Source organism: Arthrobacter sp. 8AJ, from assembly GCF_902506025.1.
Taxonomy (GTDB): Bacteria; Actinomycetota; Actinomycetes; order Actinomycetales; family Micrococcaceae; genus Arthrobacter.
In genome coordinates, this window is the sequence record NZ_LR733289.1 from 647,441 (window position 1) to 669,655 (window position 22,215).

The following is a 22,215-nucleotide window of genomic DNA, read 5'->3' on the forward strand; positions in this document are numbered from 1 at the left end:
CCAGGCCAGCGTTGTTAGTAGCCCTGGGCCGGCGCTGCCTTGACCATGGCGCCCGACGGGTCGGACAGGTACCAGACTCCGCCCACGCCCTGGCCCAGGACGTCGCCCGGCTTGGTGTCCTTTGCGAAGTAGTAGAGGGGCATGCCGTTCAAGGTAACCTGTTTCTTGCCGTCAGGCGTGGTGATGGTGCCCAGCTTCCCGGTCACTCCCTCTGCGGTGGGGGCTCCCGACGTGGTGGTCAGCGGCGGCCACTGGACCAGGCAGGAGCCGGTGCAGGCGCTGCTGCCGGAGTCCTTGGTGTCCTTGGTGAAGAAGTAGAGGCTCATGCCCTTCGCGTCCACCACGATGCTGCCTTCCGGAGAGGAGCCTGTCTTAAGCTCGACGGCGGCACTCGCCTTCGATGACTGCGCAGAGCCCGATGACGGTGCGGTGGATACGGCACCGGAAGATGACGCGCCAGTGGTGGCCGGGGCCGTGGCCGACGGGGTGGTGCCGGCGTTGCTGCCGCAACCGGTGAGGGCTGCCGCCAGGGCCAGGATGGCAAGTCCTGCCCCGAGATGCTGTTTCATGGTGTGCTCCTTGGCTGTGTGCTTTCGTGGCTGGTGCCTCTTCGGCCGCGCCCGGCTCTGGATCATGGGGCGCTAACCCCTACGACGCCTCCGGGTAAAGAATGGTTCACAGGTACGCTGTGGCGCTGTCCGATTGAACCGATTCCTGCTCCTTGTCGTGGTAACAGCCGGGAGCGCAGATGCCGTGGCGTTCCCCGCGGGCAGTGATGTGTCCAGGACAGTGACGGGAGGAGCGGGATGCCGCTCGACGACAACGTGGTGGAGGCCATCTACCGTGAACATGGCAGCGCCCTGCGCCGGTTCGTGCTCAGCGCTACCCGGGATCCGCAGCTCGCGGAGGACGTGGTCCAGGAAACAGTGCTCCGCGTCTGGCAGCATGCCCCGGACATCAACGGCAGCTTCCGCAGTTACTTGTACCGCACAGCCAGGAACATCATGATCGACAACTACCGCCGGAGCCAGCGCCGCCCGCACGAGGCGCTGGAAAGCAGCCTTACCGACCCCGCCGAGGTGATGGGCCGCGTTGACGAGCTGCTCAACCGGGTCCTGATGGAGGAAGCGCTGCTGCGGCTGAGCAAGGAACACCGGGACGTCCTGGTGGCCCTGCATTACCGCCGGTTTACCGTCAACGAGGCGGCGGTCCAGCTCAACATCCCCAGCGGCACCGTCAAGTCCCGGGCCTATTACGCCCTGCGGGCCCTGCGCACCATCCTGGACGAGATGGGAGTGGAACGGTGAACACCAACCCGCACCACCTGCTGGGCGCCTACGTCCTGGGCGGCCTTGACGCCGCCGACCTCACCCTGTTCGAGGCGCATCTCCAGGACTGCGCCGCCTGCCGCAAGGAACTGGCCGTACTGGAAAAAGTGCCCATTCTCCTGGATTCCCTTCCCGTTCCTGACGCCGTGGCGCTCAGCGGCGTTCCGGGCAGCAGCGCCGTGCCCGGCGGCAGCGAGGGAACTGATGCCAACGCCCCGGCGCGCCTGTTCAACGAACTGGCGCGCCGGCGTCGGACCATACGACGGCGGTGGGTGGCTATAGCGGGGGCTGTTGCCGCCGCGTGCCTGGCTGTGGGCCTGGCCGTGGGGCCCCTGCTTGTCAGGCCGCCGCAGCCGGATGCCACTTATTCCGTGGCGTCCGGCGGAGGGCTCCAGGTGAACATCGACATGGCCCGGAAGACCTGGGGGACCGAACTTGCAGTCAGCGGCAGCAGCCTGCCGGCGGAAGGGACCCTTTCGCTGTGGGTGCGGGACCGGGCGGGCACGGAGGACCGGGCCTGCGCCTGGACCGCTACCCCCAGCGGAAAGGTCAAGGTCACCGGGGCGACGCCCATCCAGCTGGGCAGCATCTCGAGCGTCGAACTGCGCGACGGCGCCCAGCGGGCCGTGGCGGTCATCACCGTTCCCTAGGTGTACTCAGCCAGTAGGTTGGTTGCACCTGCTGATAGGTGGTTTGCCTCCGAGGCTGCCGTGTGGCCGGTGGTTGTTGTAGAAGTTTAGCCAGGACTGCAGGGCGTCGACGCGGGCTTGGTTGGATGTGAAGGGTTGGCGGTAGGCCCAGCCTTCTTGGAGGGTGCGGTTGAAGCGTTCTGCTTTGCCGTTTTGCCAGGGGTGGCGGGGTTTGATCAGGATGTGTTTGGAAGGAACCCGCCCAGGAAGCCATGGAAAACGTCAAGGCCACCGCCACCGACGCCGCCCAAAACGTCAAAACCGAAGGCCAATACGCAGCCACCGACGTCAAAGACCGCGCAACCGACGCCAAAGACAACATCCAAAACACCTGATCAGCCCATCGCGGCACCGTAAGGCATGAGTTTGATCGGCAGGCCGGCACCGCCATCCGCGGGCCGGCCTGTCCGCTTGGCCCCTGATTGAGAGGACTTCCCCATGGCCACTCACGACGATTCCGAGACCAGCACCGCCAAGGCGGGCCAGGCTCCGGATCCAAACGACTCAAGGAAACCCTCCAGCCCGAGGGACCTGGATAAGCCTTCCTGGAAATACATCACCAAGAAGACGCTCCGGGAGTTCACCAAGGACCAATGCCCTGACCTGGCGGCGGCCCTGACCTATTACGCCGTCCTCTCGCTGTTCCCAGCGTTGCTGGCACTGGTTTCGCTCCTTGGCCTTTTTGGGGATCCGCAGAAGACCACCAACGCCTTGCTGGAAATCGTGCGCGGCTTCGCCCCGGCGGAGACCGTCAACACCATCAGCGGACCGGTAGCTGAACTGACCAGCGCCCCGGCGGCCGGGTTCACCCTGGTGATCGGGCTTGTAACCGCCCTGTGGTCGGCGTCCGGATACGTCGGAGCCTTCGGCCGGGCCATGAACCGGGTTTATGAGGTGGACGAGGGGCGCGCGTTCGTGAAGCTCCGCGGCACCATGCTTGGCGTTACGCTCCTGGCCGTGGTTATCGTGGCTCTGCTGGCCGGCATGCTGGTCCTCAGCGGCCCGGTTTCCGAGGCAGTGGGCGGGCTTATCGGCCTCAGCGGGCCCTTCCTCATGGTCTGGAACATTGCCAAGTGGCCGGTCATGATCGCGTTGATCATCGCCATCATTGCCGTGCTGTACTACGCCACCCCCAACGTCAAGCAGCCCAAATTCCGCTGGATGAGCATGGGTTCCGGGATTGCCCTGTTTGTCTTCCTGATCGCTTCGCTGGGCTTTGGCTTCTACGTCGGCAACTTCGGCAACTACAACAAGACCTATGGTGCACTGGGCAGCGTGATCATCATGCTGCTGTGGCTGTGGATCCTGAACATGTCCCTTCTTTTCGGCGCTGAGTTCGACGCCGAGGTGGAGCGCGGCCGTGAACTCCAGGCCGGTATCAAGGCAGAGGAAACCATCCAGCTGCCGCCGCGGGACACCAAGAAGAGCGAGAAGCTGCAGAAGCAGATCGAAGAGGACATCAAGCACGGCCGTGAACTTCGGGAGCAGTATGCCTCGGAAAACGGGCAGGATGATTCCGGCGATACCCCCGACGGGCAGCCTGCCGGGAATGAACAGAACGAAGTGAGGCCAGGCGAGCGGCACCGCGACAGGGTCCGCGAAAAGGTGCAGCACCGGGCCGGCAACGGGGAGCCCGACGGCGGCGGCCGGCCAGGCGGCAGCGCTTAGGCAGGCAGGCCCAGCCGCTGCCCAGGGGGACTAGGCAGGACCTTCGAGATGGAGGAAAATTCATCTTGAAGGTCCTGTTTGGTTTTCCCGGGATGAAGTAACTCCGGGGTAATACGGGGTCGGCGGTGAGATGGCCTCTTCTGAGACCGAGGCCAGTCCCCCCAGTCGCCGTCGGCCCCCTCAAACCCGTCCGGAACCCTCCCACCGCTGTTCGCCGCGCAACTGTACAGGGTGTGCCCCGCCAGGGTGCAACCCGGCCGGGTCCAACTGGACAAGCACACAGAACTGCAATAGTTTCTTGATTACCTCGCCGGGATCCCCTGGAAACCGGGCAAGGCCGCTGAAGCAGACGGCGGAATCAGTGTCGACCCTTAATGAGCGGACATGCCTGCTACCCATTTTGAACAGTTTCTTGCCGAAGCAGTTGTCGCGGACAGGGAGCCCGGGCTGGGCCTCAGGCGCGACGAGCTCTACGGCCTTTACACAAGTTGGTGCCTCCTGCACAAGGCAGAACTCCAGCCGCCGGAAGCTCTTTGGGAGGCCCTGCACGATGCCGGAATCAACCCGGACAGCAATAACCTCTCCATGACCGGACCAGCTGCGGCGGACTACATCGTTGCCAGCGCTCCGGACCTGGTCTGACACGAAGCGGAAGCACCGGCTGAAGCCTGCGCCCGGGAAGGTCACTGACGCAGTCACGCGAGATTAAGTCCCGGAACGAAGGGCTGTTGCCGTACGGCAGCAGCCCTTTTCCATGCCGGGGCAGCTCTTGGGTCAGATGCCGCTGCTAAGACTCCGCCCCACCCTATGGCTGCGCAGTGCCCCATGGCTCCGCCCCGCCCTACGGCTGCGCAGTGCCCTATGGCTGCGCCAGGGCCATGAGGTACGCGGCGAACCCGTGCGGCGCCCGTCCCGCCGTCCGTCCTGACGTGAGGACCCTCGTGGTGTCGGTGGCAACGATGCCCGCGTCGCTGCTTCGAAGCCTTCGGACCAGCGCCTGGTCTTCATCGAAATCGACGCCGGGGAAGCCCCCTGCAGCAAGGTAGGAAGAGGCACGGACTCCAAGGTTGGCACCGTACACATGGGTGTGGTCCTCGGTGCCGGCGTGCCGCGCATGCCAGCGGGCCAACAGGTCGTGGTGCATGTCGTGGGGGTCCGGCTGCACGGTGCCAAGGACAACATCGAAACCGAGTGCAGCCAGTTCCAGTTGCCGCACCAGCCAGTGTGGCGGCACGCAGGAATCGGCATCCGTGTTGGCCAGCCAGGTCCCCCGCGGGGAACGCCCCGCCGCCCGGCCATCCTGGGTGCGACTGCTTGAGTTCTCCAGTGCGGCCCTGACGCCGGCCTGCCGGCTTCTTCCCACGCTTCCGAAGCTCACGGGAAGGAGCAGGAACCGCGGATCCCCGGCCGCCACCCGCGCGGCAACCGCTGGCGACCGGTCGGTGCAGCCGTCCAGGACAACCACAACCCGCACAGCAACGTCCGGCAGTTCCGCTTCGACCCGGTCGGCCGCGCAACTGACCGCAGTGAGCGCCCGTTCCAGGTGCTGCTCCTCGTTGTGGGCCGGAATGACCACCGCAACGTGCTGGATGCCGTTGGCGCTTTGGACAGGCGGGCTTGAAGCATCGTCCCCCGGACCGGCCGGCATCATTCCGTCGCCCCGCCCGGAGCGACCAGGACTTCCAGCAGGAAGTCGCGTTCCTGGTAAAGCCCGGCCGTCCGCCATCCCAGCCTTTGCCGGGCCAGCGTGTGGACGGTGTCCCCATCGAGCTCCCAGCCGGTGATGGGATGCCGCCAGTGGCACACGAGAAGGGTTCCGCCCGGTTCCAGGGTGGCCTCCACGCGGTCCCACAGCTGGGCCAGCTCTTCAGGGGCAAGGTAGTAACCCACTTCGGAAACCACTACCAGGTCGAATGTTCCTACGGGCCAGGATCCGGGCAGGACCCGCTGCTCCACCTGCACCCCGGGTATGCCTTCCAGCCGTTGGCCGGCCCTGCGCACTGCGGTCCCGCTGGCGTCCACCGCCAGCAGGGTGCGGCAACGCGTTGCCAGTTCCGCCGTCAGCGTCCCGATGGAACAGCCCACTTCCAGGCCGCGCTCGTACGATTCAGCCGGCAGAGCTGCAAGGGTGAGCGCGCGTTTGCGCCGCTCGTACCAGCTTGTGCCGTAGTTCCAGGGATCCTCCGAACCGCCATGGACGCCGTCGAAGACCAGTTCGGCGTCACTGCTGGAATGCGGCCGTCCGGACGAAGTGGGGGCGGGCGTCCAGGCGAAAACCTCGTAGCCACGCGAGAAGTGCTCCAGAAATGCCCCGCTGAGCAACGTTTCATCACCGGGAAGAGGCGACAGCGGCTGCACCTGGGTTGCGTGCTCCTCCATGGCGTGCTTCTTGGCCTTGCGCGCGGCGTCGTCCAGATGGAAGCGGACCCATTGCTGCCAGTCCTGGTCCTGGGGGGTGGCCCAGTGCCAAAACCAGATGGGGTACTCCAGGAGGGCGTGGCCGTCGCGCCGGGCCACTTCTGCCGCTGCCGCACCGAGGGCGTCATGGTCACCGTGACCGTCGGCCCGGTACGGCGCCACCAGGACCAGCCGGTCCGGGGTGCCGGCCAGCCGCTGTACAGCGTCCCGGACAGCAGTGGCGATCGCTTCCGCATGGCCGCCCAGTCCACGGTCCGGCAATCCGAGGAACGTCCACCGGTCCGCCAGGCCCAGGGCGGCCAGGGCCGCGGAAAACTCGGCCAGCCGGACGGCGGCCAGCTGCCCGGCAGTAGTGGTGGGCGAATTTGGGTGCGACCCCTCCCCCGCGGTGCACAGCAGGACTTCGACCTCGGCTCCCAGCGCCGCCAGCGAAGCCATGAGCCCCCCGGCGCCAAGTGTTTCATCGTCAGGATGGGCCGCCAGGACCACGAAGCGCATGGCCGCCAGTTCGGCCGCGTCGAGCGGCAGCTCCGGCACAGCAGCCAGTCCGCTCCGGGCCCAGGCTTCCTCGGCGGTCCCCTGGTCAGTATGCGAAAAGGTCACCACGGGCAGTCCCCCTTGAGCGCCAGCCGGCCCAGTTGGGCATCATCACGTGCCCCATGATGCTGCCGGACATACAGCGCCAGGTCCGCCATCCTTTTGGCATACGGTTCATCGAAGGCGAGTGGCCCGGGCCCCCGGTGGGAGCCCACCAGGTGAAGGACACGTTCGACGGCGGCCGCAACGGTTCCGCGCACGCGCTGGGCCTCGCTCCAGGTGCTTTGGTTCCCGTCGGCACCGAGGGTGCCGTCGTCGATGCGGGCTGCCGTCCGGGCAAGGTACTGCAGGACGGCGGCGATGGTCCGGTCCACCTCGCCCAATGCCGCTAGCGCCAGCTGGTCCGGCTCCCGCCCGTTATCCGCACCCGCCAGCAGGCCGGCACGGAAATCCCGTGCCACCCCCACTGCTCCACCCAGCCAGCAGGCGGCGACGCCCATCCCGCCCCATGCAAAGCCGGGCCGGCTGTGGTACCAGCCGGTATCGCCAACCGGCGTCGCCGGCACGTGGTCGAAGCGCACGCTTCCGCTGGGAATCTCCCGGAGCCCGCGCGCAATCCACTCCGGTTCCTCACATGCCACGCCCGGGTGGCGAAGGCTGACGGCAAAAGCCGCCCTGCCGCCGTCGTCCGTATGCGCGGTGATGACGGCGCAGTCCAGCCGGCCGGCAAGTGAACACCAAGGCTTGGTTCCGGTGAGCACAATGCCGGTACTTCCGGAGCGCGCCTCAAGCCTGGCGTTGGGTGCCTCTGCGGCGAACACGCCCCACGCAGCTTCCGCGGCACCATCCGGCGCAGGATGAAAGGCCGGAAACGCCTGGCCGGCCTGGGCAAGGATAGCGACGGCGTCGAGGTGGGGCTCAAGCACCCGGGCAGCGGCAACGTCGGTGGCAGCCACGGAGGCCAGGAGCTCCCACAACACCGCGGTGCGTCCTTCACCGGGCCGCGGCCACGTCCGTCCGGCCTCGACCGCGAAGGCCAGCAGGGCCGGCACATCGCCCGCAGCTCCAGCGAACGACTCAAGAAGGGAACCCCACGGAGAGAGCTCAGCGGGGGCGGAACTGAGGAGCACAGGAGTAAGTGGCGCTTGCAAATACGTCCTCCAGGAGAGATGTCCGGCGGGCACCGGACGCATCTCCACAGCTTACTTACTGTTTTGCGGGAGGATGCGCGCCAGGGCGAACCCGTCCCAGCCTTTGGAGCCGACGGTCTGGATCACGGTGGCGTCCAGCCGGGGGTGGTCGCCCAGCAGCTTGAGTGCATCGATGATCCCCGGCGCGTTGACGGGGTCCATGTCCGGGTCCAGCACCGCGCCTTCCCAGATGGTGTTGTCCAGGACCACCGCGGCACCGGGCCTGCCAAGCCTGACGGCCCAGTCCAGGTAGCGGCTGTTGTTCTGCTTGTCGGCGTCAATGAAGATGAAGTCGAACGGCTCCCGTTCCTCTTCCTCGAGGGCCGCCAAGGTCTCCAGCGCAGGGCCCAGCCGGATCTCCACCCGTTCCCCCAGGCCGGCCGCATCAATATTGGCCCACGCCACTTCCGCATGCTGGGGCAGGTACTCGCAGGTGACCAGGGTGCCGTTAGGGGGCAGGCCGCGGCCCATCCAGATGGTGCTGTAGCCAGCGAGCGTCCCTATCTCCAGGATGCGCCGGGCACCGGACAGCTGGACCAGGAGCTTCAGGAGCTTCCCCGCGTTCGGCGCCACCTCGATCGCGGGCATCCCGGCCTCCGCCGCGGCGTGGATGGCCTGTTGGACGGCACTGTCCGGATGCACCACGGTTTCCGACAGGAACTCCTCGGTGGCAATCCATTCCGGCCGGGGTTTGTGCTCGAACATTGCCACAGTTTGGCACGCGGCGTGCCGGGGGTCCAGACAATGCGGCCCCCTTGTAAGACGCTTAGGGCTCCTGCACCAGGGCATTCTCCAGGCGGTCAACCTTCGCCGTCAGCTCGCCGCTGTAGCCGGGCCTGATGTCTGCTTTGATCACCAGCGAAACACGGCTGCCGTACCGCCCCACGGCCTCGGTGGCGCGTTTTACGACGTCGAACACTTCGTCCCACTCACCTTCAATGGTGGTGAACATGGAATCCGTCTGGTTGGGCAGCCCGGACTCCCGGACGATCTTCACTGCGGCTGCAACGGCGTCGTGCACCGACGCATCGTTGGGCCTGGAACCTTCGCTGGGAACGCCTGACGGAGCAACAGAAAATGCAAGCAACATGCTCCCCAGTCTCCCATGCGTCTCCGGACACCGGCGGGGGTGACAACAGCGGACCGCCGTCACATAAGCGCCTACCCCGCAGTAACCGTGTTGGCCGGAGGCTCCGTTGCTACCCTTTTGGGCATGAGCCTCGCAGTCGCCCGAAAGCCCCTCCGTGCCGACGCAGCGCGGAACGTGGACAAGATCATCACGGCTGCACGCCAATGCTTCCGGGAGTTCGGCCCGGAAGTACCGCTCCAGACCATCGCAACCACCGCCGGCGTGGGCCCGGCAACCCTCTTCCGCAACTTCGCGGACAAGGAAGAACTGGTGCTTGCCGCACTCAACCGGCAGCTCCGGCTCACGGTTGACCCCGTCATGGACGGCGCCCTTGCCGATATCGACGCCGCCGCAGGCCTGTTGCGCGTCCTTGAAGCCCTGATGGGGGCCGCGAGCGACGACGCCAACCTGCTGTGTGCGGTGGCCGGCCGGCGGGAACTCCTCACCGGAATCACCGGTTCCCTGATGGAATCCATGAGCATCCTGCTGGCGCGCGGCCAAGGCCAGGGAAGCCTGCGCACTGACATTTCCATGACGGACATGTTCCGGCTCCTGGCCATGCTGATCGGCGTGGTGGACACCATGGAACCCGGTTCTGATGCATGGCGCCGCCCGCTGGCGCTGGTGGAGGACGCCATCCGCACGGTCCGGCCGTCGCGCCCGCTCCCCGTGTTCGTGCCCGTGCCGCCGGCCCCGGGCATCACCACAGTGCCCGGCCAGCCCGGACCGCTGCCGGAGTAAGCCGTGCCGCCGCCGGCTGCCGTAATTCGTTGACGGCTGTTCGATGACGGCAATTTCCTGATGGCAGATGCGTTGTGGGCCAACTCCATTGTTACCAGTAAGTACGTGCAATACACTCTGAATTGGGGTTAGGCAGTCAGCCTCGGCACTTCCACGTTGGAGCAACCCCATGCACTTCGCGCCTGTCCCCCACACAACGGCCGCACTGCAATGAACCACTCAAAGCTTCTCCACTACCTGACCGATCCCCGCGGGCCGGAGGAAGTCCTGCCTGCACTGACCGCCGGCGAGCTGGTCGAACTGCTTGATGCCCTGTACCAGAACCTGGATACCCCCGAACCCGAGTTTGGCGCGCAGGCCTGGTACGAGATGGGCGTGGAGGAAACGTGCCGCAGGTCCGTGTCACCTGACGGCGCTGCCCACGGCGTAGCTTAAACCACCGCTTGTTCCAGCTCCTGGCTGCCGGTCAACGCCGACCGGCAGCCAGGGGTCCGGCGGCCGAAAGTCTGTGGCGGCCGCCGCAGGCAGGGGGCCAGCCGGCCAGGGACTCCACTGCTGATCAGGGCTTGTCCGCGCCCTTTTCGCCGGTGCGGCTGTCCTGCTCCTGGCCGGGCTGTTCCTGGCCGGGCTTTTCCTGGTCTGGCGTCTCATGACCGGACGGCTCATGGGCCAGGTGCTCATGTCCGGCGTGTCCCACGTAGCCATGTCCGGGATGTTCATGGAATTCGTTGGGAACGTGGTCCTTCGCTTCCATCAGGTGCTGTTGGAGTTTTTCTTCCGCGTCCCGGCGCCTTCTGGCGGTGTCGCGCAGCTCGCGGGTCGACTCCGAACCTCGCGGGTCAAGATAGGCGGCCCGCGGCTTTGCAGACTGTTCCGCGGCCGGCACCCCGGTGCCGTGTTCTCCCCTGGCGTCCTTGCCGGTCTCATCGGTGCCGTGGCCGTCCTGCGGCTCAACAGGCCGTGACTCGTCGTCCATCTCGATTCCTCCTTTGGTGGCCGCCTGGGTGTGGGCTGCCTCTCTTCCAGTCCATCACAGATGGCACCCGGAATGGTGGGCCGCTACGCGCTGCCTGTGTCCGCCCGCTTGCGGATCTCCCCTCGTACCAGGGCCTGAAGGGCAGGCACGGACGACGACGGATCCAGGTCGAGTGCCTCCCGAAGTCTTTGGGAGAGAAGTTCCAGGTCCTCTTCCGGGACGTCCGAAAGTCCGGAAAAGCGCTTGAAGAAGCGTTTGGCAGGAAGGCCCGCCCGGCGTCGGGCGTTCTTATGGCGAAGCCTGCCTGCTAAGCCGCCCGCAGGGTGCAGCTGATTTTCCATGGGTGCCGTTCAATAGGAAATTCCATGGCCAACTGCATAAGCCGATCTCATAGTACAACCGCCACAGGCCCAGCAAAGTGACCTGGATCACCACTTTGGGCACGAATTAGGGGATCAGTTCCAGCCCAGGATCCGCAACAGTGCCGCCGTGCCGGCTCCGGCGATTACCACCACAAGGAACGGCGCCCGGAGTACAAGGGCGACCGCGGCGGCGGCCAGCGCTCCCAGCCTGGCGTCTGCGGCGAGCGCCTGGCCCGACACCACCGCATTCACCACTGTGAGCGAGGCCAGCAGGCCGATGGTCATGGTTCCCGCGACGCGTGAGGTGCGGGGGTCCTCGAGGAACTTGGCGGGAACAAAGTAGCCCACCAGCTTCCATGCGTAGGCAAGGACGCAGGCAATAAGCAGCCAGATCCACAGAGTCATGCGCGTGCCTCCGGGTCGGTGCCGCTTCTGCGCTCCGGTCCGCCAAGACGGTCCTGGTGATCGCCGTGGCGGTCCTGGTGATCGCCGTGGCCGTGCGTGCCGTAGGGCTCGACGTCGGGTTCGAGGCCTTCGTCGCGGCGGCCATGGCTGAACCAACCCACCAGCGCGGCAACTACCGCGGCCACCAGGATGGGGACGCCTGGCGGAACGAAGGGAACAGCAACTACGGTCGCCACGGCACACACCACCGCGATGGCGATTGGCTCCCGGCCCTTGAGCCGGGGCCAGAGCAGCGCCAGGAAGGCGGCGACGGCAGCCCCGTCCAGCCCCCATTGCTTGGGATCGCCCAGCCCGCTTCCGGCCAGCGCCCCCACAGCGGTGAAGAGGTTCCAGAGCACGTAGACGCCGATTCCGGCGGTCCAGAATCCGCGCTGCTGTTCGGCCGGGTCTGTCTGGCCCGTGCTCGTGGCAGTGGATTCGTCGATGGTGAGCTGCGCCCCGACGTACTTGCGCCAGCCCGTGGGGCGGAGCAGCGCGTTCAGCTGCATGCCGTAGATGCCGTTGCGCATGCCCAGGAGGGTGGCTGCGCTCATGGCCGCCAGGCCTGAGCCGCCGCCTGCCACCACCCCGATGAACGCGAACTGCGAGCCGCCGCTGAAGAGGAGCAGGCTCAACACCATGGTCTGCCAGAAGTTGAGCCCGGACGTCACCGCGAGCGCCCCGAAGGACACGCCGTACAGCCCGGTGGCAATACTGATGGAGATACCCACCCTGACTGCCGGCGATGCCAGCAGCTTCACCCGCGGCCTCCGGGTTTACGGGCAGGCAGTGCACGTGTCCGCAGGCTCCAGGCCCACAGGATCAGGGGCGCCTGGAGCGGAAGCCGCACGGCGTGGATCTTCCGTCGGCGGGGTGTGCCCTGCGGTCCGTACGCCCTCACGAGGGCATCGACGTGCCCGCCCAGGAACGCCGTGAACATCGCGGTGATGGCAGTGGCTGTCAGCTTCCGGGTGGGTGGCAGGAGAATTCCGACGGCGGCTGCGAGTTCCAGCAGGCCGCTCACGGCGATCCACTCGTCCCGGGACAGGACGGCCCATGGATGCTGGGCTGCGGCGGCTGTGCCCGTGCTTCTCGGGGGCAGGCTGCTTTGGGTTGGACTGCCCTCGGTTGAAATGCCTTGGGTTGGACTGCCTTGGGTTGGACTGTCTTGGGTTGAACTGCCCTGGGTGGTATCGCTTGGGGTCGCCCCAGGCGAGGGATCCTGCCGGCAGAGGTATCCCGGAACGACGTCACGGTAGAAGCCGGGATCCCTGAAATGCTTGCCGGCACTGGCCAGCAGAAGCGCCCCCATGGCAGCCGCGGACAGGTGCTGCACGGCCGCGCCGGGAATGGATGGGGACAGAGCGGACAGGCCCTTAGCAGCGGGGCCGGACCTGGGAGAAGACATGGAACCACTCAATCACAGCCTAAGCACCCCCAGAAACCCGGCATCCGGCAGGACAGCAGGGCTGCACAGCTACTCAGCCCGGGGCTGCAAGCGTCACAGCCAGGCGGCCGGCGAGCTTCCATATGCTGGTGGCGGGGACCGATAGTCCAGCGGCCGGCCTGCGTCGAGCAGTGGCGGCCCGACGTACCGCAAATCGCCAAAGCTGCTGTCCACGGACCGGGATTCGGGCGATGGGAGTTCCGCAGGGCTTGCTGTGGTGGCCTGGTTTTCGGTGCCAGCCTGGCTTTCGGTGCCAGCCCCGTGTTCCCTGCCGGCCTGGTTTTCCATGCCGGTCAAGGAAAACAGTTCCTCTGCGGTGCGGGCCAGAGACAGGTGTGCCGCGCCGCCCAAACCCGTCCGGCGCCGCGCGGCCAGAAGACCGACTGCAGCCGCAGCCACCCCGTAGCCGGTGGCATGGTCCAGCGCCTGCACCGGAAGGGCACCCGGGCGCCACCTGCCGTCGTCGTCCTCTCTGCCGTAGAGGTGTGCGATTCCACTGGCGGCCTGGACAATGCTGTCGAAGCCGCGCAGCCCGCTCCACGGCCCACTGCCGCCCCAGCTGTCCAACGTGACCACCACCAGTCCCGGGTGTGCCGCCAGCAGTTCCCGCGGATTGAGCCCAAAGCGGTCCAACGCGCCGTGCCGGTAACCGGTGACCACGGCATCTGCGCCGGCCAGGAGCTGCTGGAAGTCCTGCCGGTTTGCCGCGGGTCCCAGGTCGAGTACTGCGCTGCGCTTGCCAAAGGCCGTGTCCACGAACTGGTCTTCGATCTCGGGAAAGGCGGGCGGGTCGATCCGCAGGACGTCTGCTCCGAGCGCGGCCAGCAGCCGGGTGGCGACCGGCCCTGCGATGACCCGCGTCAGGTCCAGGACCCGCACCCCGGCCAGGGGCAGGCCGTCCGCACCGTGCCCGGCGCCGGTACCGGACACGGTGCTGGGGCTGGTGCTGGCCTCTGTGGCCGCCCCGATATCCTGCAGTCCGAAGCCACTGGTTGTGCCGTCGGCCTGCTCCACAGCGACCCAAGGTCCTGAACCGGCCCCTCGGCCCATGTCGGTCGCAAGCCATTCACCGCGAGTCCGGACAGCCGCGCCAATTCCGCCGTGCCGCTGGATGGCGGCCTCAGCCTCCAGAGCGGCCATGGACTGGAGTTCCCTTTCCACCCCTTCCGCGGAGGTGGCACCCAGCGCCTGCAAAAGCCGTTGCTCATGGTGCGGGTAGTTTGCGTGCAGCCGGATCCAGCCGTCGGCGGTCTTCCGGAAGCCGGACAGGGGCGCGAAACCCTGCGGCTTGCGCCCCGCAATCCGCAGGTGCCCGAAGGAATCGAAGGCAGCTGCCGTGAGCACAGCAGTTGTGCTGTACCGGCCAGGGCTCCCCGTGTACAGGTTCAGGGCTTCCGCGGCTGCTTCCACGGACTGCAGCGCCAGGCCTTCGACGTCGAGCGGCCCGGCCCACCAGCGCGGCACGGGCGGTGTGCCGGGGGCGGCCATGTCAGCGCTACTTTCCCTGCGGCGCGGCCATGTGCAGCTGTTCCAGGACGCGGGCCGGCACGTTGGTGGTGATCTCCTGGATGCCCAACTCCTGGCAAAGGGCCACGTCCTCCGGTGAGTCCACAGTCCACACCCTGAAGCGGCGGCCGGAGTCCAGCCAGCGCCGGACGGTGCCGGGGCGCTCACGGACGTAATCAATACCCGGCCCGGCCATCCCCACCTCCCGGTCATCCAGGATCCGTTCGCCCTCCAGCTGGGTGGCCTTCATCAGGTTTGCGATGGCGCCGCCCGTAATCGGCCCCACCCCCAGCCCGCCACGGATCTCATGGATGGTGACGTCGTCCACGAGTTGGCAGATGTACTGAGGCGGGATGGACAGGAGCAGGTGCCGGACGGAATCGGGGCTGAAACTCATGAATGTCACGGCGATGTTGTCCACTGTGGAGCTTTGCGGGTCCCAGCCCTCGCTGCGGAGTACTTCCAGGACCCGGTCCTCCAGCTTGAGCTGGTAGGGGCTGGGATGCTTGAGCTCAATGGCGAGTTTCACCGGACGGCCCGCCCCGCGCAGGACGTCCAGCAGCTCCGGGAGGGTCAGGAGCTGCTCGGAGCGCGCCCCGTAGGTTTCGGGAATCCGGACGCCTTTCCAGGACGAGAAGTCCAGCTGGCGCAACTCCTCCAGCGTCCGCTCAGCCACCGGGCCCGTTCCGTCGGACGTGCGGTCCAGGTTGGCGTCGTGGAGCAGGACCACGTGCTGGTCCCGGGTCAGGTGGACATCGCACTCCACCCCGTCGGCCCCGTCAGCCAGGGCCTGCAGGTAGGCGGCGCGGGTGTGTTCGGCATACGCTCCGCTGGACCCGCGGTGGGCAAAGACCAGCGGCCGCTGCGGCACTGACTCGTCAATTGTCATGGACACACGGTAGCCGACCCGCCCCCGCCTTCGGGGCTAGGCTTGGCACATGCAGGTGAACTCTGAGGCAACTACTGGGCCAACCACGCAGGAAGCGCCCGCGGAGGCCGCGCGGGAGGTGCCGCCGGGCACCAAGGCGGCTGCCGCCGTCGTAAGCCGCCAGCTTGGTGCCGGCGACGCCGAAAAGGCGGCAGCGCTGCGGAAAATGAAGCTGCTGGCGCTGAGCCTGCTGATCGCCATGGCCGTGGTCTTTGTCTTCGCGTTCGCGCTGCAGAAGGACTATCCATGGCTGCAGTACGTACGCGCGGCCGCTGAGGGTGGCATGGTGGGCGCGCTGGCCGACTGGTTCGCCGTGACGGCGCTGTTCAAGTACCCCATGGGCATCAAGATTCCGCACACAGCCATCATTCCGCGGCGCAAGGACCAGATCGGCGCCTCCCTCGGTGAGTTCGTGGAGACCAATTTCCTCTCCGAACAGGTGGTGCAGGACAAGCTGGCCAGCGTCAACATCGCCCGCCGGGCCGGTGAATGGCTGGCAGCCCCCGGTGGTGCCGACCGTGTGGCCAAGGAAGGTGCTGCGGTGATCCGCGGCGCTTTTAAGGTTTTGAATGACGACGACGTCCAGGCCGTCATCGAGGGCATGGTCCGCAAGCACCTGCTTGCTCCGCCGTGGGGACCCCCGGTGGGCAGGCTGGCGGAGCGGGTCTTCCACGACGGGCACCACCACACGCTGGTGGACCTGCTGGTGGACCGTGCTGCGGACTGGGTGGATGACAACCACGAGACCGTCACCCGCCTGGTGTCCGACCGCTCCCCCACCTGGGTTCCGCAGTTCGTGGATGGCCTGGTGGGCGACAAGGTCTACCTCGAAATCCTCAAGTTCGTGCGCGCGGTCCAGGCCGACCCCCGCCACCAGGTGCGCCAGTCAATCGACAAGTACCTCAACGACCTCGCGCAGGACCTGCAGCATGATCCGGCGATGATTGCCCGCGCGGAGGACATCAAGGCGCAGGTGCTGGGCGATCCCGAGGTGCGCGAGCTCGCATCCCGGACCTGGGGCACGGTCAAGAACGCGCTGCTGGGTGCCGTTGACGATCCGGACAGCGAGCTCACCATCAAGTTCAAGGCCGCGGTGCGCGATTTTGGCTCGCGCCTGGTGCAGGATCCGGAACTGGCCGGCAAGGTCAACGCCTGGATCGGCGACGCCGCCGGGTATCTGGTCCGGACCTACCGTTCGGACATCGCCGGAGTCATCACGGACACGGTTGCGCGCTGGGATGCCGAGGAAACTTCGCAAAAGATTGAGCTTCAGGTAGGCAAGGACCTGCAGTTCATCCGCATCAACGGCACCGTGGTGGGGTCCCTCGCCGGGCTGGCGATCTTCACGGTGGCGCAGCTGATTTTTGGGTGACGCGCTCGCGGCGGCCTGGCGGTTAGCCACGGGGCGGCTTCAAATGTCAGTGCCTCGATGGATGATGTCGGTATGGGAATCGGCGGTGGTGCTGGGGTGGCTTTGGAGGGGGTCCATGCCTCCATTGCCGCCCTTGATGCGCTGGAGAAAGAGGACGCTTTCCTGGCTTCCGGAGCTCATGCTGGCGTCGGTATGGATGTGTTCCAGCGCCGGTACGAGTTGTGCCTGGAAGGGTTGGAGCTGACGGCCCGGCTGGAAGCTCAACTCGCGGCGCTAAAGTCCCGGCAGGCCGGCCGAGCCGTTGAACTGCAGCAGGCGATGACGCCGCCGGACGCCTCGGTCGAGGACCGCACTTATGGTGACATGTCTGTCGTGGAGGAGATCGCCGGGGTGCTGACCATCAGCTCCGCGGCTGCGGGGGCGTTGGTGGAGCACTCACGCCGGATCTGCTCCCTGCCGCTGGTGTTCGATGCACTGTCCGCCGGGGACATGTCCTGGCAGCACGCCCGGATTGTCGCCGATGAGACTGAAGGCCTCACCACCGAGGGCGCCCTGGCCTTGGTGGCGCATTTCTTCGACCCTGACGCACCCCAGCCCGCCCGCGGCGCGGCCCCCGGCGAGCTTGTCCCGTCCCGGTTCCGGGCGAAGGTGCGTAGTTGGCGGGAACGCCACCACCCGGAATCGATCGAGAAGCGCCACGCCAAAAGTGCCGCTGACCGGCGGTTGGAATACACCCCCGACCGGGACGGCATGGCCTGGGTCTCGCTCTACCTGCCCGGCGATACCGCGTGCGCGATCTGGAACCGGACCACCGCCATCGCCCGCGGACTCCAGGGACCCGCCGAACCCCGCACCCTCACCCAACTCCGCCCCGACATCGCCGCATCGCTGCTGCTGGGGGCTGGTGTGAACCACGGAGCCCGGAACACCGCCGTCCACGCCGAGGAAGACGGTCCCGGCCCCGGCGTTCAGGGCACGCAGGGTGTCACCGGGATCGGGAAGGTCCCTGCGCCGCGGGCCGACGTCCTGGTCACCGTGCCCGTGTTCGCCCTCCTCGGAGCCACCGACGAACCCGCCGTACTGGACGGCTTCGGACCAATCCCGGCGTCCATGGCGCGGAGGCTCGTCACCGACGGGGCGGACTCGTTCTACCGGGTCCTGGTCGACCCACGCGACGGGGCACCACTGGAAATCGGCCGCAAAAACTACCGGCTTAGCGGGGCCATCAAACGCTGGATCAGGATGCGCGACACCAAATGCACCTTCCCCGGCTGCACCAACCGCACCCCCGACAACGAAACCGACCACCTACAAGCGTGGCAACACGGCGGCACCACCAACGTCAGCAACCTGGCCCAACTCTGCCCCAAACACCACCGGCTCAAACACCACACCAGATGGACACCGGACCCGGCCAACAAGAATGAACCACCCGGCTGGACCTCACCCACAGGCAGGCACTACAACCCAGAACACCCCGACCCCGAACCAACCCACTGGCCACCAGGAACCTGGTCACCATTGCTCCAATGGGACGCGCCCGCCGTCTGCCACTGCCTGGAGGCCAGCCTCGAAAACCTTCCGCAGTGGGAACCAGACGACGACAGATATGTGGACCTCGACGACCTGCCGGCTGACGATCCCCTCTGGGCCGAACTCCTCGCCACGCCATTAGTACCGTCGGGATGACGGTGCCTTGGACAGTCCAAGGTTCAGTAGTCCTTGAGTCCGGAGCACGCCGCCGCTTTCTAGGCGAAGGCCTCCAGTTCCACGCCCGCGGCCTCAAGTCCTGCCCGAATTTTTGCCGCCGTCTCCACGGCGCCGGGGCTACCGCCCTGCAGTCGCAGGGAGTCCGGCTGGACGGTGACGATGGACCCGTCGATGGCCATCACTTCGCCTTTTGTGGCCAGGCGAACGGCGCGCTCAACGATCGTGTCGACGTCGTGCAGCACGGCGTCTTCCCTGGACAGCGGCACCAGGGTGCCGTCGGCGTAGTAGGCGCGGTCGGGGAAGGCCTCGGTGAACACGGGGTGGCCGGCCTCCTTGGCCTGCTTCAGCAGCTCCGACCCCGGGAAGCCCAGGATGGGAAGTCCAGGATCGTAGGCGTTCACGGCCGCCACGAGTGCGGAGGCCTGCTCAGCATCATGGATCAGGGTGTCATACAGCGCACCGTGTGGCTTCACGAAGTCCACCGAGGCACCCACGGCATGTGCGACGCCGTCGAGCGCGCCCAGCTGGTACAGCACGTCGCCAAATAGCTCATCAAAGCTCATGTCCAGCGAGCGCTGGCCAAAACCGGCCATATCGCGGTACCCAAGGTGCGCACCCACGGTGACGTCAAGTTCGTAAGCCGCCCGGCAGCTGTCCAGCATGGTGACGGGATCGCCTGCGTGGAGGCCGCACGCTACGTTGACACTGGTGGCCAGCTGGAACATCGCCGGATCGCCTCCCGCGGTCCAGGAGCCGAATGATTGGCCTACATCAGCGTTTAGATCCAAGGGTGTTGCCTTCCAGGGTCAGGTTGTCCGGCCCGGCAGCTGCGGTCAGCTCCCCGGGAATGGTGTCCGGCATGGGTCCGAACGCCTCCCTGGCGTTCTGCGCCACGGCACGGCCCATCACGAGGTTACCGGCTCCGCCCACAACTGCCCCTATGCCGAAGGGGAGGGCCCGGCCGAACAGCGCAGTGCCCTGCCGTTTGAGCAGGTTCTTCAGGAAGGCGTGCTGGATCTTCTTCCGCACACTCCCGAATCCTGGGATCGAGGACTTGGACAGCATGTTCCCCCAGACGTCGGCGGGCTTGGCGCCGCCGGCTGCCTGGCCGCTGAGCGTTCCCAGCAGGGCGGTCCCTTCCTCACCAAGCATGATGGCCATAACCATGGTGCCGGCCTTCTCGGGATTGGTGAGGCGGATGCCGTGGAGCTCTGCCAGCGACGTCGCGTAGAGGGCCGTCGCCTCCAGGAAGCCGACGGTTGCGGCTGCGGAAAGTCCCAGCGACGCCACGGTTCCAACACCAGGGACGACGGCGGTGGCACCCACCAGGGCACCCCCACCGGTCACTGCGCGCAGGTAGTCACGCTCTGCGATGGCCGCCAACTGGGCGGCGGTGGCCCGTGGATGCTTCTTCTGGAGCCGGCGGATGTAGGCCACCACCAGGGGCCGCTGGATCTGCACTGCCTTCAGGAGCATGTTGTGGACACCGGGCTTGGGTTTGCCGTCGGCATCGAACATTGCGTTGTGGGCGGTTTCCTGTGCGATTCGTACTGCGGGATTGCTGCGCCTGGCCATGGTCACCTTCATTCAAATCGACCTGCAGCGGGTAGGCTGCCGTGCTTATCCATCCTATGTGGACAAACACTAAGCATGCTGAACTTTCCGCTCCGCGTCACGGCTACCCCCGCCGCCGGCCTCTAGTTGGCGGGGCCGGCCAGGTTGTTGAACGTGTAAAGGTGGATACCTTCCACTGCTTCGCCGCGCTGCAGTTCCGCGACGATGGCCTCGGAGGAGTAGCGGCCATCTTGGAGCAGGCGCCGGCCAAGGGGTCCCCTGCGGTTCAGCAGTGTGAGGGATGGGCCTACACCGATTTTCAGCGCGGCGCGAATGAGCTGCGCCCGCGGAACGGCGCCGGGCACTCCGGCCCAGACAGGCAGGCGCACCCCTTCCCGGCGCAGGGTTTGGGCGTACCACTGGATCCGGGGGGCCGAAAGGCACAGTTGCGTCACCACTGACGATGCCAGGTGCTGCTTTTCCAGCAGGGCATCAAGCATGTGCAGTTCGCTGTGGCCCGGGTGCCCTTCGGGGTAGCCCGCCACGCCGGCCCGGATGGTGCCGCCAGAGACCTCCGCGAGGTCCTCCAGCAACGGAAGGCTGCTGTCATAGGGACCGGCCGGCTCCCCCGCGTCACCGCCGACGGCGAACACTTCGGTGATGCCGGCGTCGTGGCAGTTCCGGACCACGCCGGCCAGTTGCTCACGGCTTTCGATGCTTCGTGCTGCCAGGTGCGGAACAACCTCGAAGCCAAGGTAGGCAAGCTCAATGGCCGTCCGGATGGTGGGTCCCACACCCTGGCGGGGCAGGCACGTCACCGTCAGCTGCGCCCCAGGGGGCACGGCGGCCTGGATGCGGGCGGCAATACCCTCCGAGGGAATGATCTGCATCCGGACAGGCAGTACCGTACCGTACTTGCCGGCCTGTCCTTCCGCGGGAGTCGGTGCTGCGGCTGGTGCCAGGAGGGATTGAATCGTCATGAGGAACTCCAGGTTTGGCCGGCCACGGGTGGCACGGCATGGATCGGGTCCCTCCCCGCTCTGTATTGGACCTGAGAGATTCCGCAAACCCATCAGGGCCTGCTTGCACCGTCGGTGAGTGCTGCCGGAGCAGCACTGCTTTCCAGAGTCGCCTCGCCGTGACGGTACATGGGCCTGAGAGATTCCTGGGGAGGATTTGCTCCTACGGCGCCTGCCCGGTGATGGCCGGGAGAACTCTCCCGCCACAGCTCGAAAGGCTGTATTCAGTAGTGGTGCCACGGCGGCCGGCGCCTGCCCCTCCGTTTGGAGGGAGTGCGGGCACCGGCCGCGTGGACGGGCCCGCAAACTAGCGGAGGATGACCGTCCGGTTGCCGGAGAGGACTATCCGCCCTTCAGCGTGCCAGCGGACGGCATTCGTGAGCGCCTTGCATTCGGCGTCGCGGCCAACCGTGACCAGGTCCGAGGCGGAGTACGTGTGGTCCACCTCGATGACCTGCTGCGAGATGATGGGCCCTTCGTCCAGCTCCGAGTTGACGTAGTGGGCGGTGGCACCCACCGTTTTGACGCCGCGCTCGTAGGCCTGGTGGTAGGGCTTTGCCCCCTTGAAGCTGGGCAGGAACGAGTGGTGGATGTTGATGGCCTTCCCGCTCAGGCGGGTGGTGGCCTCGTCGCTGAGCACCTGCATGTAGCGGGCCAGCACCACCAACTCCACGGCGTAGTCGTCCACCAGGGCCAGCAGCCGCTCCTCGGCATCGGCCTTGGTTTCCGGCGTCACGGGGATGTGGTGGAACGGAACACCGTGCCACGCCGCAAGCGGTTCCAGGTCCGGATGGTTGGACACCACGGCGGCGATCTCCACGGGCAATTCACCATTGCGGGCGCGGAACAGGAGGTCGTTGAGGCAATGCTCATACTTGGAGACCATCACCAGGATGGGCTGCTTGCGTCCGTGGCGTTCCAGCCGCCAGTCCATCTGCCACTCCTGGGCCACCTGACCGAAACCGGCCCGGAGGCGGCCAAGGTCCAGCTCAACCTGCGAGGTGACGTGGATGCGCATGAAGAACCGCCCGCTCGCCCTGTCGCCGAACTGCTTGATGTCCACGATGTAGCATTCCTGTTCCAGCAGGTATGCCGCCACCGCCTGGACAATGCCAAGGGCATCCGGGCAGTGGAACGTCAGCACGAATTCCCGGCCCGTTTCCGGATCTGCCACTGCCTGCAGCTGCCCGGCTTCAG

The 22,215-nt window shown here is 66.7% G+C and carries 25 protein-coding genes, 2 pseudogenes and 1 riboswitch; of the genes and pseudogenes, 9 read left to right on the forward strand and 18 right to left on the reverse strand.

What is annotated here, in order from left to right; genetic code table 11:
- Positions 1–14: 14 nt before the first annotated feature.
- Positions 15–569, reverse strand: coding sequence for a COG4315 family predicted lipoprotein (locus tag BACI349Y_RS02935; protein ID WP_159630304.1), 555 nt, complete (start codon positions 567–569; stop codon positions 15–17).
- A 237-nt stretch (positions 570–806) separates the two neighbouring features.
- Between BACI349Y_RS02935 and BACI349Y_RS02940 the strand changes: the two genes are divergently transcribed.
- Positions 807–1,307, forward strand: a complete 501-nt coding sequence (locus BACI349Y_RS02940) for a sigma-70 family RNA polymerase sigma factor (RefSeq protein WP_159630306.1) — start codon at positions 807–809, stop codon at positions 1,305–1,307.
- A complete protein-coding gene (locus BACI349Y_RS02945) occupies positions 1,304–1,978 on the forward strand; it encodes an anti-sigma factor family protein (RefSeq protein WP_159630308.1) in 675 nt (224 codons plus the stop codon). The genes BACI349Y_RS02940 and BACI349Y_RS02945 overlap by 4 nt, the downstream gene beginning before the upstream one ends.
- Before the next feature lie 6 nt (positions 1,979–1,984).
- On the opposite strand, the pseudogene BACI349Y_RS02950 reads toward BACI349Y_RS02945, so the two are convergent.
- Positions 1,985–2,200: pseudogene (locus tag BACI349Y_RS02950) on the reverse strand (integrase core domain-containing protein); the annotation flags it as partial.
- Between the two features lie 8 nt (positions 2,201–2,208).
- Here BACI349Y_RS02950 and BACI349Y_RS20390 point away from each other — a divergent pair.
- From BACI349Y_RS20390 to BACI349Y_RS02960, 3 genes and pseudogenes are all read left to right on the forward strand, one after another.
- Positions 2,209–2,352 (forward strand): annotated as a pseudogene (locus tag BACI349Y_RS20390) (DUF3618 domain-containing protein); the annotation flags it as partial.
- A 103-nt stretch (positions 2,353–2,455) separates the two neighbouring features.
- The gene (locus BACI349Y_RS02955) at positions 2,456–3,685 is read left to right on the forward strand and encodes a YihY/virulence factor BrkB family protein (RefSeq protein WP_159630310.1); all 1,230 of its coding nucleotides are present in this window, start codon (positions 2,456–2,458) and stop codon (positions 3,683–3,685) included.
- Positions 3,686–4,069: 384 nt separating this feature from the next.
- Positions 4,070–4,327: a hypothetical protein gene (locus BACI349Y_RS02960; RefSeq protein ID WP_159630312.1), complete on the forward strand. Its 258-nt coding sequence runs from the start codon at positions 4,070–4,072 to the stop codon at positions 4,325–4,327.
- 217 nt (positions 4,328–4,544) lie between these two features.
- Here the strand turns inward: BACI349Y_RS02960 and BACI349Y_RS02965 are convergent, their stop codons facing one another.
- The 5 genes from BACI349Y_RS02965 to BACI349Y_RS02985 form a co-directional block, all read right to left on the reverse strand.
- Positions 4,545–5,336, reverse strand: a complete 792-nt coding sequence (locus BACI349Y_RS02965) for a glycosyltransferase (protein WP_236560698.1) — start codon at positions 5,334–5,336, stop codon at positions 4,545–4,547.
- Positions 5,333–6,709 (reverse strand): bifunctional PIG-L family deacetylase/class I SAM-dependent methyltransferase, encoded by a 1,377-nt coding sequence (locus BACI349Y_RS02970; protein ID WP_159630314.1) that lies wholly within the window; start codon positions 6,707–6,709, stop codon positions 5,333–5,335. The genes BACI349Y_RS02965 and BACI349Y_RS02970 overlap by 4 nt, the downstream gene beginning before the upstream one ends.
- The gene (locus BACI349Y_RS02975) at positions 6,703–7,833 is read right to left on the reverse strand and encodes a hypothetical protein (RefSeq protein ID WP_159630316.1); all 1,131 of its coding nucleotides are present in this window, start codon (positions 7,831–7,833) and stop codon (positions 6,703–6,705) included. Before BACI349Y_RS02975 ends, BACI349Y_RS02970 begins: the two co-directional genes overlap by 7 nt.
- 9 nt (positions 7,834–7,842) lie before the next feature.
- Positions 7,843–8,535: an O-methyltransferase gene (locus tag BACI349Y_RS02980; protein WP_159630318.1), complete on the reverse strand. Its 693-nt coding sequence runs from the start codon at positions 8,533–8,535 to the stop codon at positions 7,843–7,845.
- Between the two features lie 61 nt (positions 8,536–8,596).
- Positions 8,597–8,920 carry a thiamine-binding protein gene (locus BACI349Y_RS02985; protein WP_159630320.1) on the reverse strand — a complete coding sequence of 108 codons (324 nt, stop codon included), beginning with the start codon at positions 8,918–8,920 and terminating at the stop codon, positions 8,597–8,599.
- A gap of 123 nt (positions 8,921–9,043) precedes the next feature.
- Here BACI349Y_RS02985 and BACI349Y_RS02990 point away from each other — a divergent pair, with 123 nt between their 5' ends.
- Positions 9,044–9,700, forward strand: a complete 657-nt coding sequence (locus BACI349Y_RS02990; protein WP_159630322.1) for a TetR/AcrR family transcriptional regulator — start codon at positions 9,044–9,046, stop codon at positions 9,698–9,700.
- A 210-nt stretch (positions 9,701–9,910) separates the two neighbouring features.
- Positions 9,911–10,135 (forward strand): hypothetical protein, encoded by a 225-nt coding sequence (locus BACI349Y_RS02995; RefSeq protein WP_159630324.1) that lies wholly within the window; start codon positions 9,911–9,913, stop codon positions 10,133–10,135.
- 124 nt (positions 10,136–10,259) lie between these two features.
- Here the strand turns inward: BACI349Y_RS02995 and BACI349Y_RS03000 are convergent, their stop codons facing one another.
- The 7 genes from BACI349Y_RS03000 to BACI349Y_RS03030 form a co-directional block, all read right to left on the reverse strand.
- Positions 10,260–10,676 (reverse strand): hypothetical protein, encoded by a 417-nt coding sequence (locus BACI349Y_RS03000; RefSeq protein WP_159630326.1) that lies wholly within the window; start codon positions 10,674–10,676, stop codon positions 10,260–10,262.
- Between the two features lie 83 nt (positions 10,677–10,759).
- Positions 10,760–11,017: a hypothetical protein gene (locus BACI349Y_RS03005; protein WP_159630328.1), complete on the reverse strand. Its 258-nt coding sequence runs from the start codon at positions 11,015–11,017 to the stop codon at positions 10,760–10,762.
- 114 nt (positions 11,018–11,131) lie between these two features.
- Positions 11,132–11,443 carry an AzlD domain-containing protein gene (locus BACI349Y_RS03010; RefSeq protein ID WP_159630330.1) on the reverse strand — a complete coding sequence of 104 codons (312 nt, stop codon included), beginning with the start codon at positions 11,441–11,443 and terminating at the stop codon, positions 11,132–11,134.
- Positions 11,440–12,243: an AzlC family ABC transporter permease gene (locus tag BACI349Y_RS03015; protein ID WP_236560699.1), complete on the reverse strand. Its 804-nt coding sequence runs from the start codon at positions 12,241–12,243 to the stop codon at positions 11,440–11,442. Before BACI349Y_RS03015 ends, BACI349Y_RS03010 begins: the two co-directional genes overlap by 4 nt.
- The gene (locus BACI349Y_RS20500; protein ID WP_442858422.1) at positions 12,240–12,794 is read right to left on the reverse strand and encodes a DoxX family protein; all 555 of its coding nucleotides are present in this window, start codon (positions 12,792–12,794) and stop codon (positions 12,240–12,242) included. The genes BACI349Y_RS03015 and BACI349Y_RS20500 overlap by 4 nt, the downstream gene beginning before the upstream one ends.
- A gap of 189 nt (positions 12,795–12,983) precedes the next feature.
- Complete coding sequence (locus BACI349Y_RS03025) at positions 12,984–14,417, reverse strand: CoA transferase (protein WP_159630334.1); 1,434 nt, start codon at positions 14,415–14,417, stop codon at positions 12,984–12,986.
- Positions 14,418–14,424: 7 nt separating this feature from the next.
- Positions 14,425–15,324, reverse strand: a complete 900-nt coding sequence (locus tag BACI349Y_RS03030; protein WP_159630336.1) for a glycerophosphodiester phosphodiesterase — start codon at positions 15,322–15,324, stop codon at positions 14,425–14,427.
- Positions 15,325–15,373: 49 nt separating this feature from the next.
- Between BACI349Y_RS03030 and BACI349Y_RS03035 the strand changes: the two genes are divergently transcribed.
- Together BACI349Y_RS03035 and BACI349Y_RS03040 are read left to right on the forward strand one after the other, a co-directional pair.
- Positions 15,374–16,735 (forward strand): DUF445 domain-containing protein, encoded by a 1,362-nt coding sequence (locus tag BACI349Y_RS03035; RefSeq protein ID WP_159630338.1) that lies wholly within the window; start codon positions 15,374–15,376, stop codon positions 16,733–16,735.
- 72 nt (positions 16,736–16,807) lie between these two features.
- Positions 16,808–18,424, forward strand: a complete 1,617-nt coding sequence (locus BACI349Y_RS03040; protein ID WP_159630340.1) for an HNH endonuclease signature motif containing protein — start codon at positions 16,808–16,810, stop codon at positions 18,422–18,424.
- Between the two features lie 59 nt (positions 18,425–18,483).
- Here the strand turns inward: BACI349Y_RS03040 and BACI349Y_RS03045 are convergent, their stop codons facing one another.
- From BACI349Y_RS03045 to purU, 4 genes are all read right to left on the reverse strand, one after another.
- Positions 18,484–19,233: a LamB/YcsF family protein gene (locus tag BACI349Y_RS03045; RefSeq protein WP_159630342.1), complete on the reverse strand. Its 750-nt coding sequence runs from the start codon at positions 19,231–19,233 to the stop codon at positions 18,484–18,486.
- Positions 19,217–20,020, reverse strand: a complete 804-nt coding sequence (locus tag BACI349Y_RS03050; RefSeq protein ID WP_159630344.1) for a hypothetical protein — start codon at positions 20,018–20,020, stop codon at positions 19,217–19,219. Before BACI349Y_RS03050 ends, BACI349Y_RS03045 begins: the two co-directional genes overlap by 17 nt.
- A gap of 122 nt (positions 20,021–20,142) precedes the next feature.
- Complete coding sequence (locus BACI349Y_RS03055) at positions 20,143–20,979, reverse strand: methylenetetrahydrofolate reductase (protein WP_159630346.1); 837 nt, start codon at positions 20,977–20,979, stop codon at positions 20,143–20,145.
- Between the two features lie 152 nt (positions 20,980–21,131).
- Positions 21,132–21,231, reverse strand: a riboswitch (glycine riboswitch).
- A gap of 94 nt (positions 21,232–21,325) precedes the next feature.
- Positions 21,326–22,201: a formyltetrahydrofolate deformylase gene (gene purU / locus BACI349Y_RS03060; protein ID WP_159635121.1), complete on the reverse strand. Its 876-nt coding sequence runs from the start codon at positions 22,199–22,201 to the stop codon at positions 21,326–21,328.
- Positions 22,202–22,215: the final 14 nt, after the last annotated feature.

Coding starts and splice junctions, on each gene's coding strand:
- BACI349Y_RS02935 (WP_159630304.1), bottom strand. CDS start 569: ATGAAACAGCATCTCGGGGCAGGACTTGCCATCCTGGCCCTGGCGGCA.
- BACI349Y_RS02940 (WP_159630306.1), top strand. CDS start 807: ATGCCGCTCGACGACAACGTGGTGGAGGCCATCTACCGTGAACATGGC.
- BACI349Y_RS02955 (WP_159630310.1), top strand. CDS start 2,456: ATGGCCACTCACGACGATTCCGAGACCAGCACCGCCAAGGCGGGCCAG.
- BACI349Y_RS02960 (WP_159630312.1), top strand. CDS start 4,070: ATGCCTGCTACCCATTTTGAACAGTTTCTTGCCGAAGCAGTTGTCGCG.
- BACI349Y_RS02965 (WP_236560698.1), bottom strand. CDS start 5,336: ATGATGCCGGCCGGTCCGGGGGACGATGCTTCAAGCCCGCCTGTCCAA.
- BACI349Y_RS02975 (WP_159630316.1), bottom strand. CDS start 7,833: ATGCGTCCGGTGCCCGCCGGACATCTCTCCTGGAGGACGTATTTGCAA.
- BACI349Y_RS02980 (WP_159630318.1), bottom strand. CDS start 8,535: ATGTTCGAGCACAAACCCCGGCCGGAATGGATTGCCACCGAGGAGTTC.
- BACI349Y_RS02985 (WP_159630320.1), bottom strand. CDS start 8,920: ATGTTGCTTGCATTTTCTGTTGCTCCGTCAGGCGTTCCCAGCGAAGGT.
- BACI349Y_RS02990 (WP_159630322.1), top strand. CDS start 9,044: ATGAGCCTCGCAGTCGCCCGAAAGCCCCTCCGTGCCGACGCAGCGCGG.
- BACI349Y_RS02995 (WP_159630324.1), top strand. CDS start 9,911: ATGAACCACTCAAAGCTTCTCCACTACCTGACCGATCCCCGCGGGCCG.
- BACI349Y_RS03000 (WP_159630326.1), bottom strand. CDS start 10,676: ATGGACGACGAGTCACGGCCTGTTGAGCCGCAGGACGGCCACGGCACC.
- BACI349Y_RS03005 (WP_159630328.1), bottom strand. CDS start 11,017: ATGGAAAATCAGCTGCACCCTGCGGGCGGCTTAGCAGGCAGGCTTCGC.
- BACI349Y_RS03010 (WP_159630330.1), bottom strand. CDS start 11,443: ATGACTCTGTGGATCTGGCTGCTTATTGCCTGCGTCCTTGCCTACGCA.
- BACI349Y_RS20500 (WP_442858422.1), bottom strand. CDS start 12,794: ATGGGGGCGCTTCTGCTGGCCAGTGCCGGCAAGCATTTCAGGGATCCC.
- BACI349Y_RS03025 (WP_159630334.1), bottom strand. CDS start 14,417: ATGGCCGCCCCCGGCACACCGCCCGTGCCGCGCTGGTGGGCCGGGCCG.
- BACI349Y_RS03030 (WP_159630336.1), bottom strand. CDS start 15,324: ATGACAATTGACGAGTCAGTGCCGCAGCGGCCGCTGGTCTTTGCCCAC.
- BACI349Y_RS03035 (WP_159630338.1), top strand. CDS start 15,374: ATGCAGGTGAACTCTGAGGCAACTACTGGGCCAACCACGCAGGAAGCG.
- BACI349Y_RS03040 (WP_159630340.1), top strand. CDS start 16,808: ATGGGAATCGGCGGTGGTGCTGGGGTGGCTTTGGAGGGGGTCCATGCC.
- BACI349Y_RS03050 (WP_159630344.1), bottom strand. CDS start 20,020: ATGGCCAGGCGCAGCAATCCCGCAGTACGAATCGCACAGGAAACCGCC.
- BACI349Y_RS03055 (WP_159630346.1), bottom strand. CDS start 20,979: ATGACGATTCAATCCCTCCTGGCACCAGCCGCAGCACCGACTCCCGCG.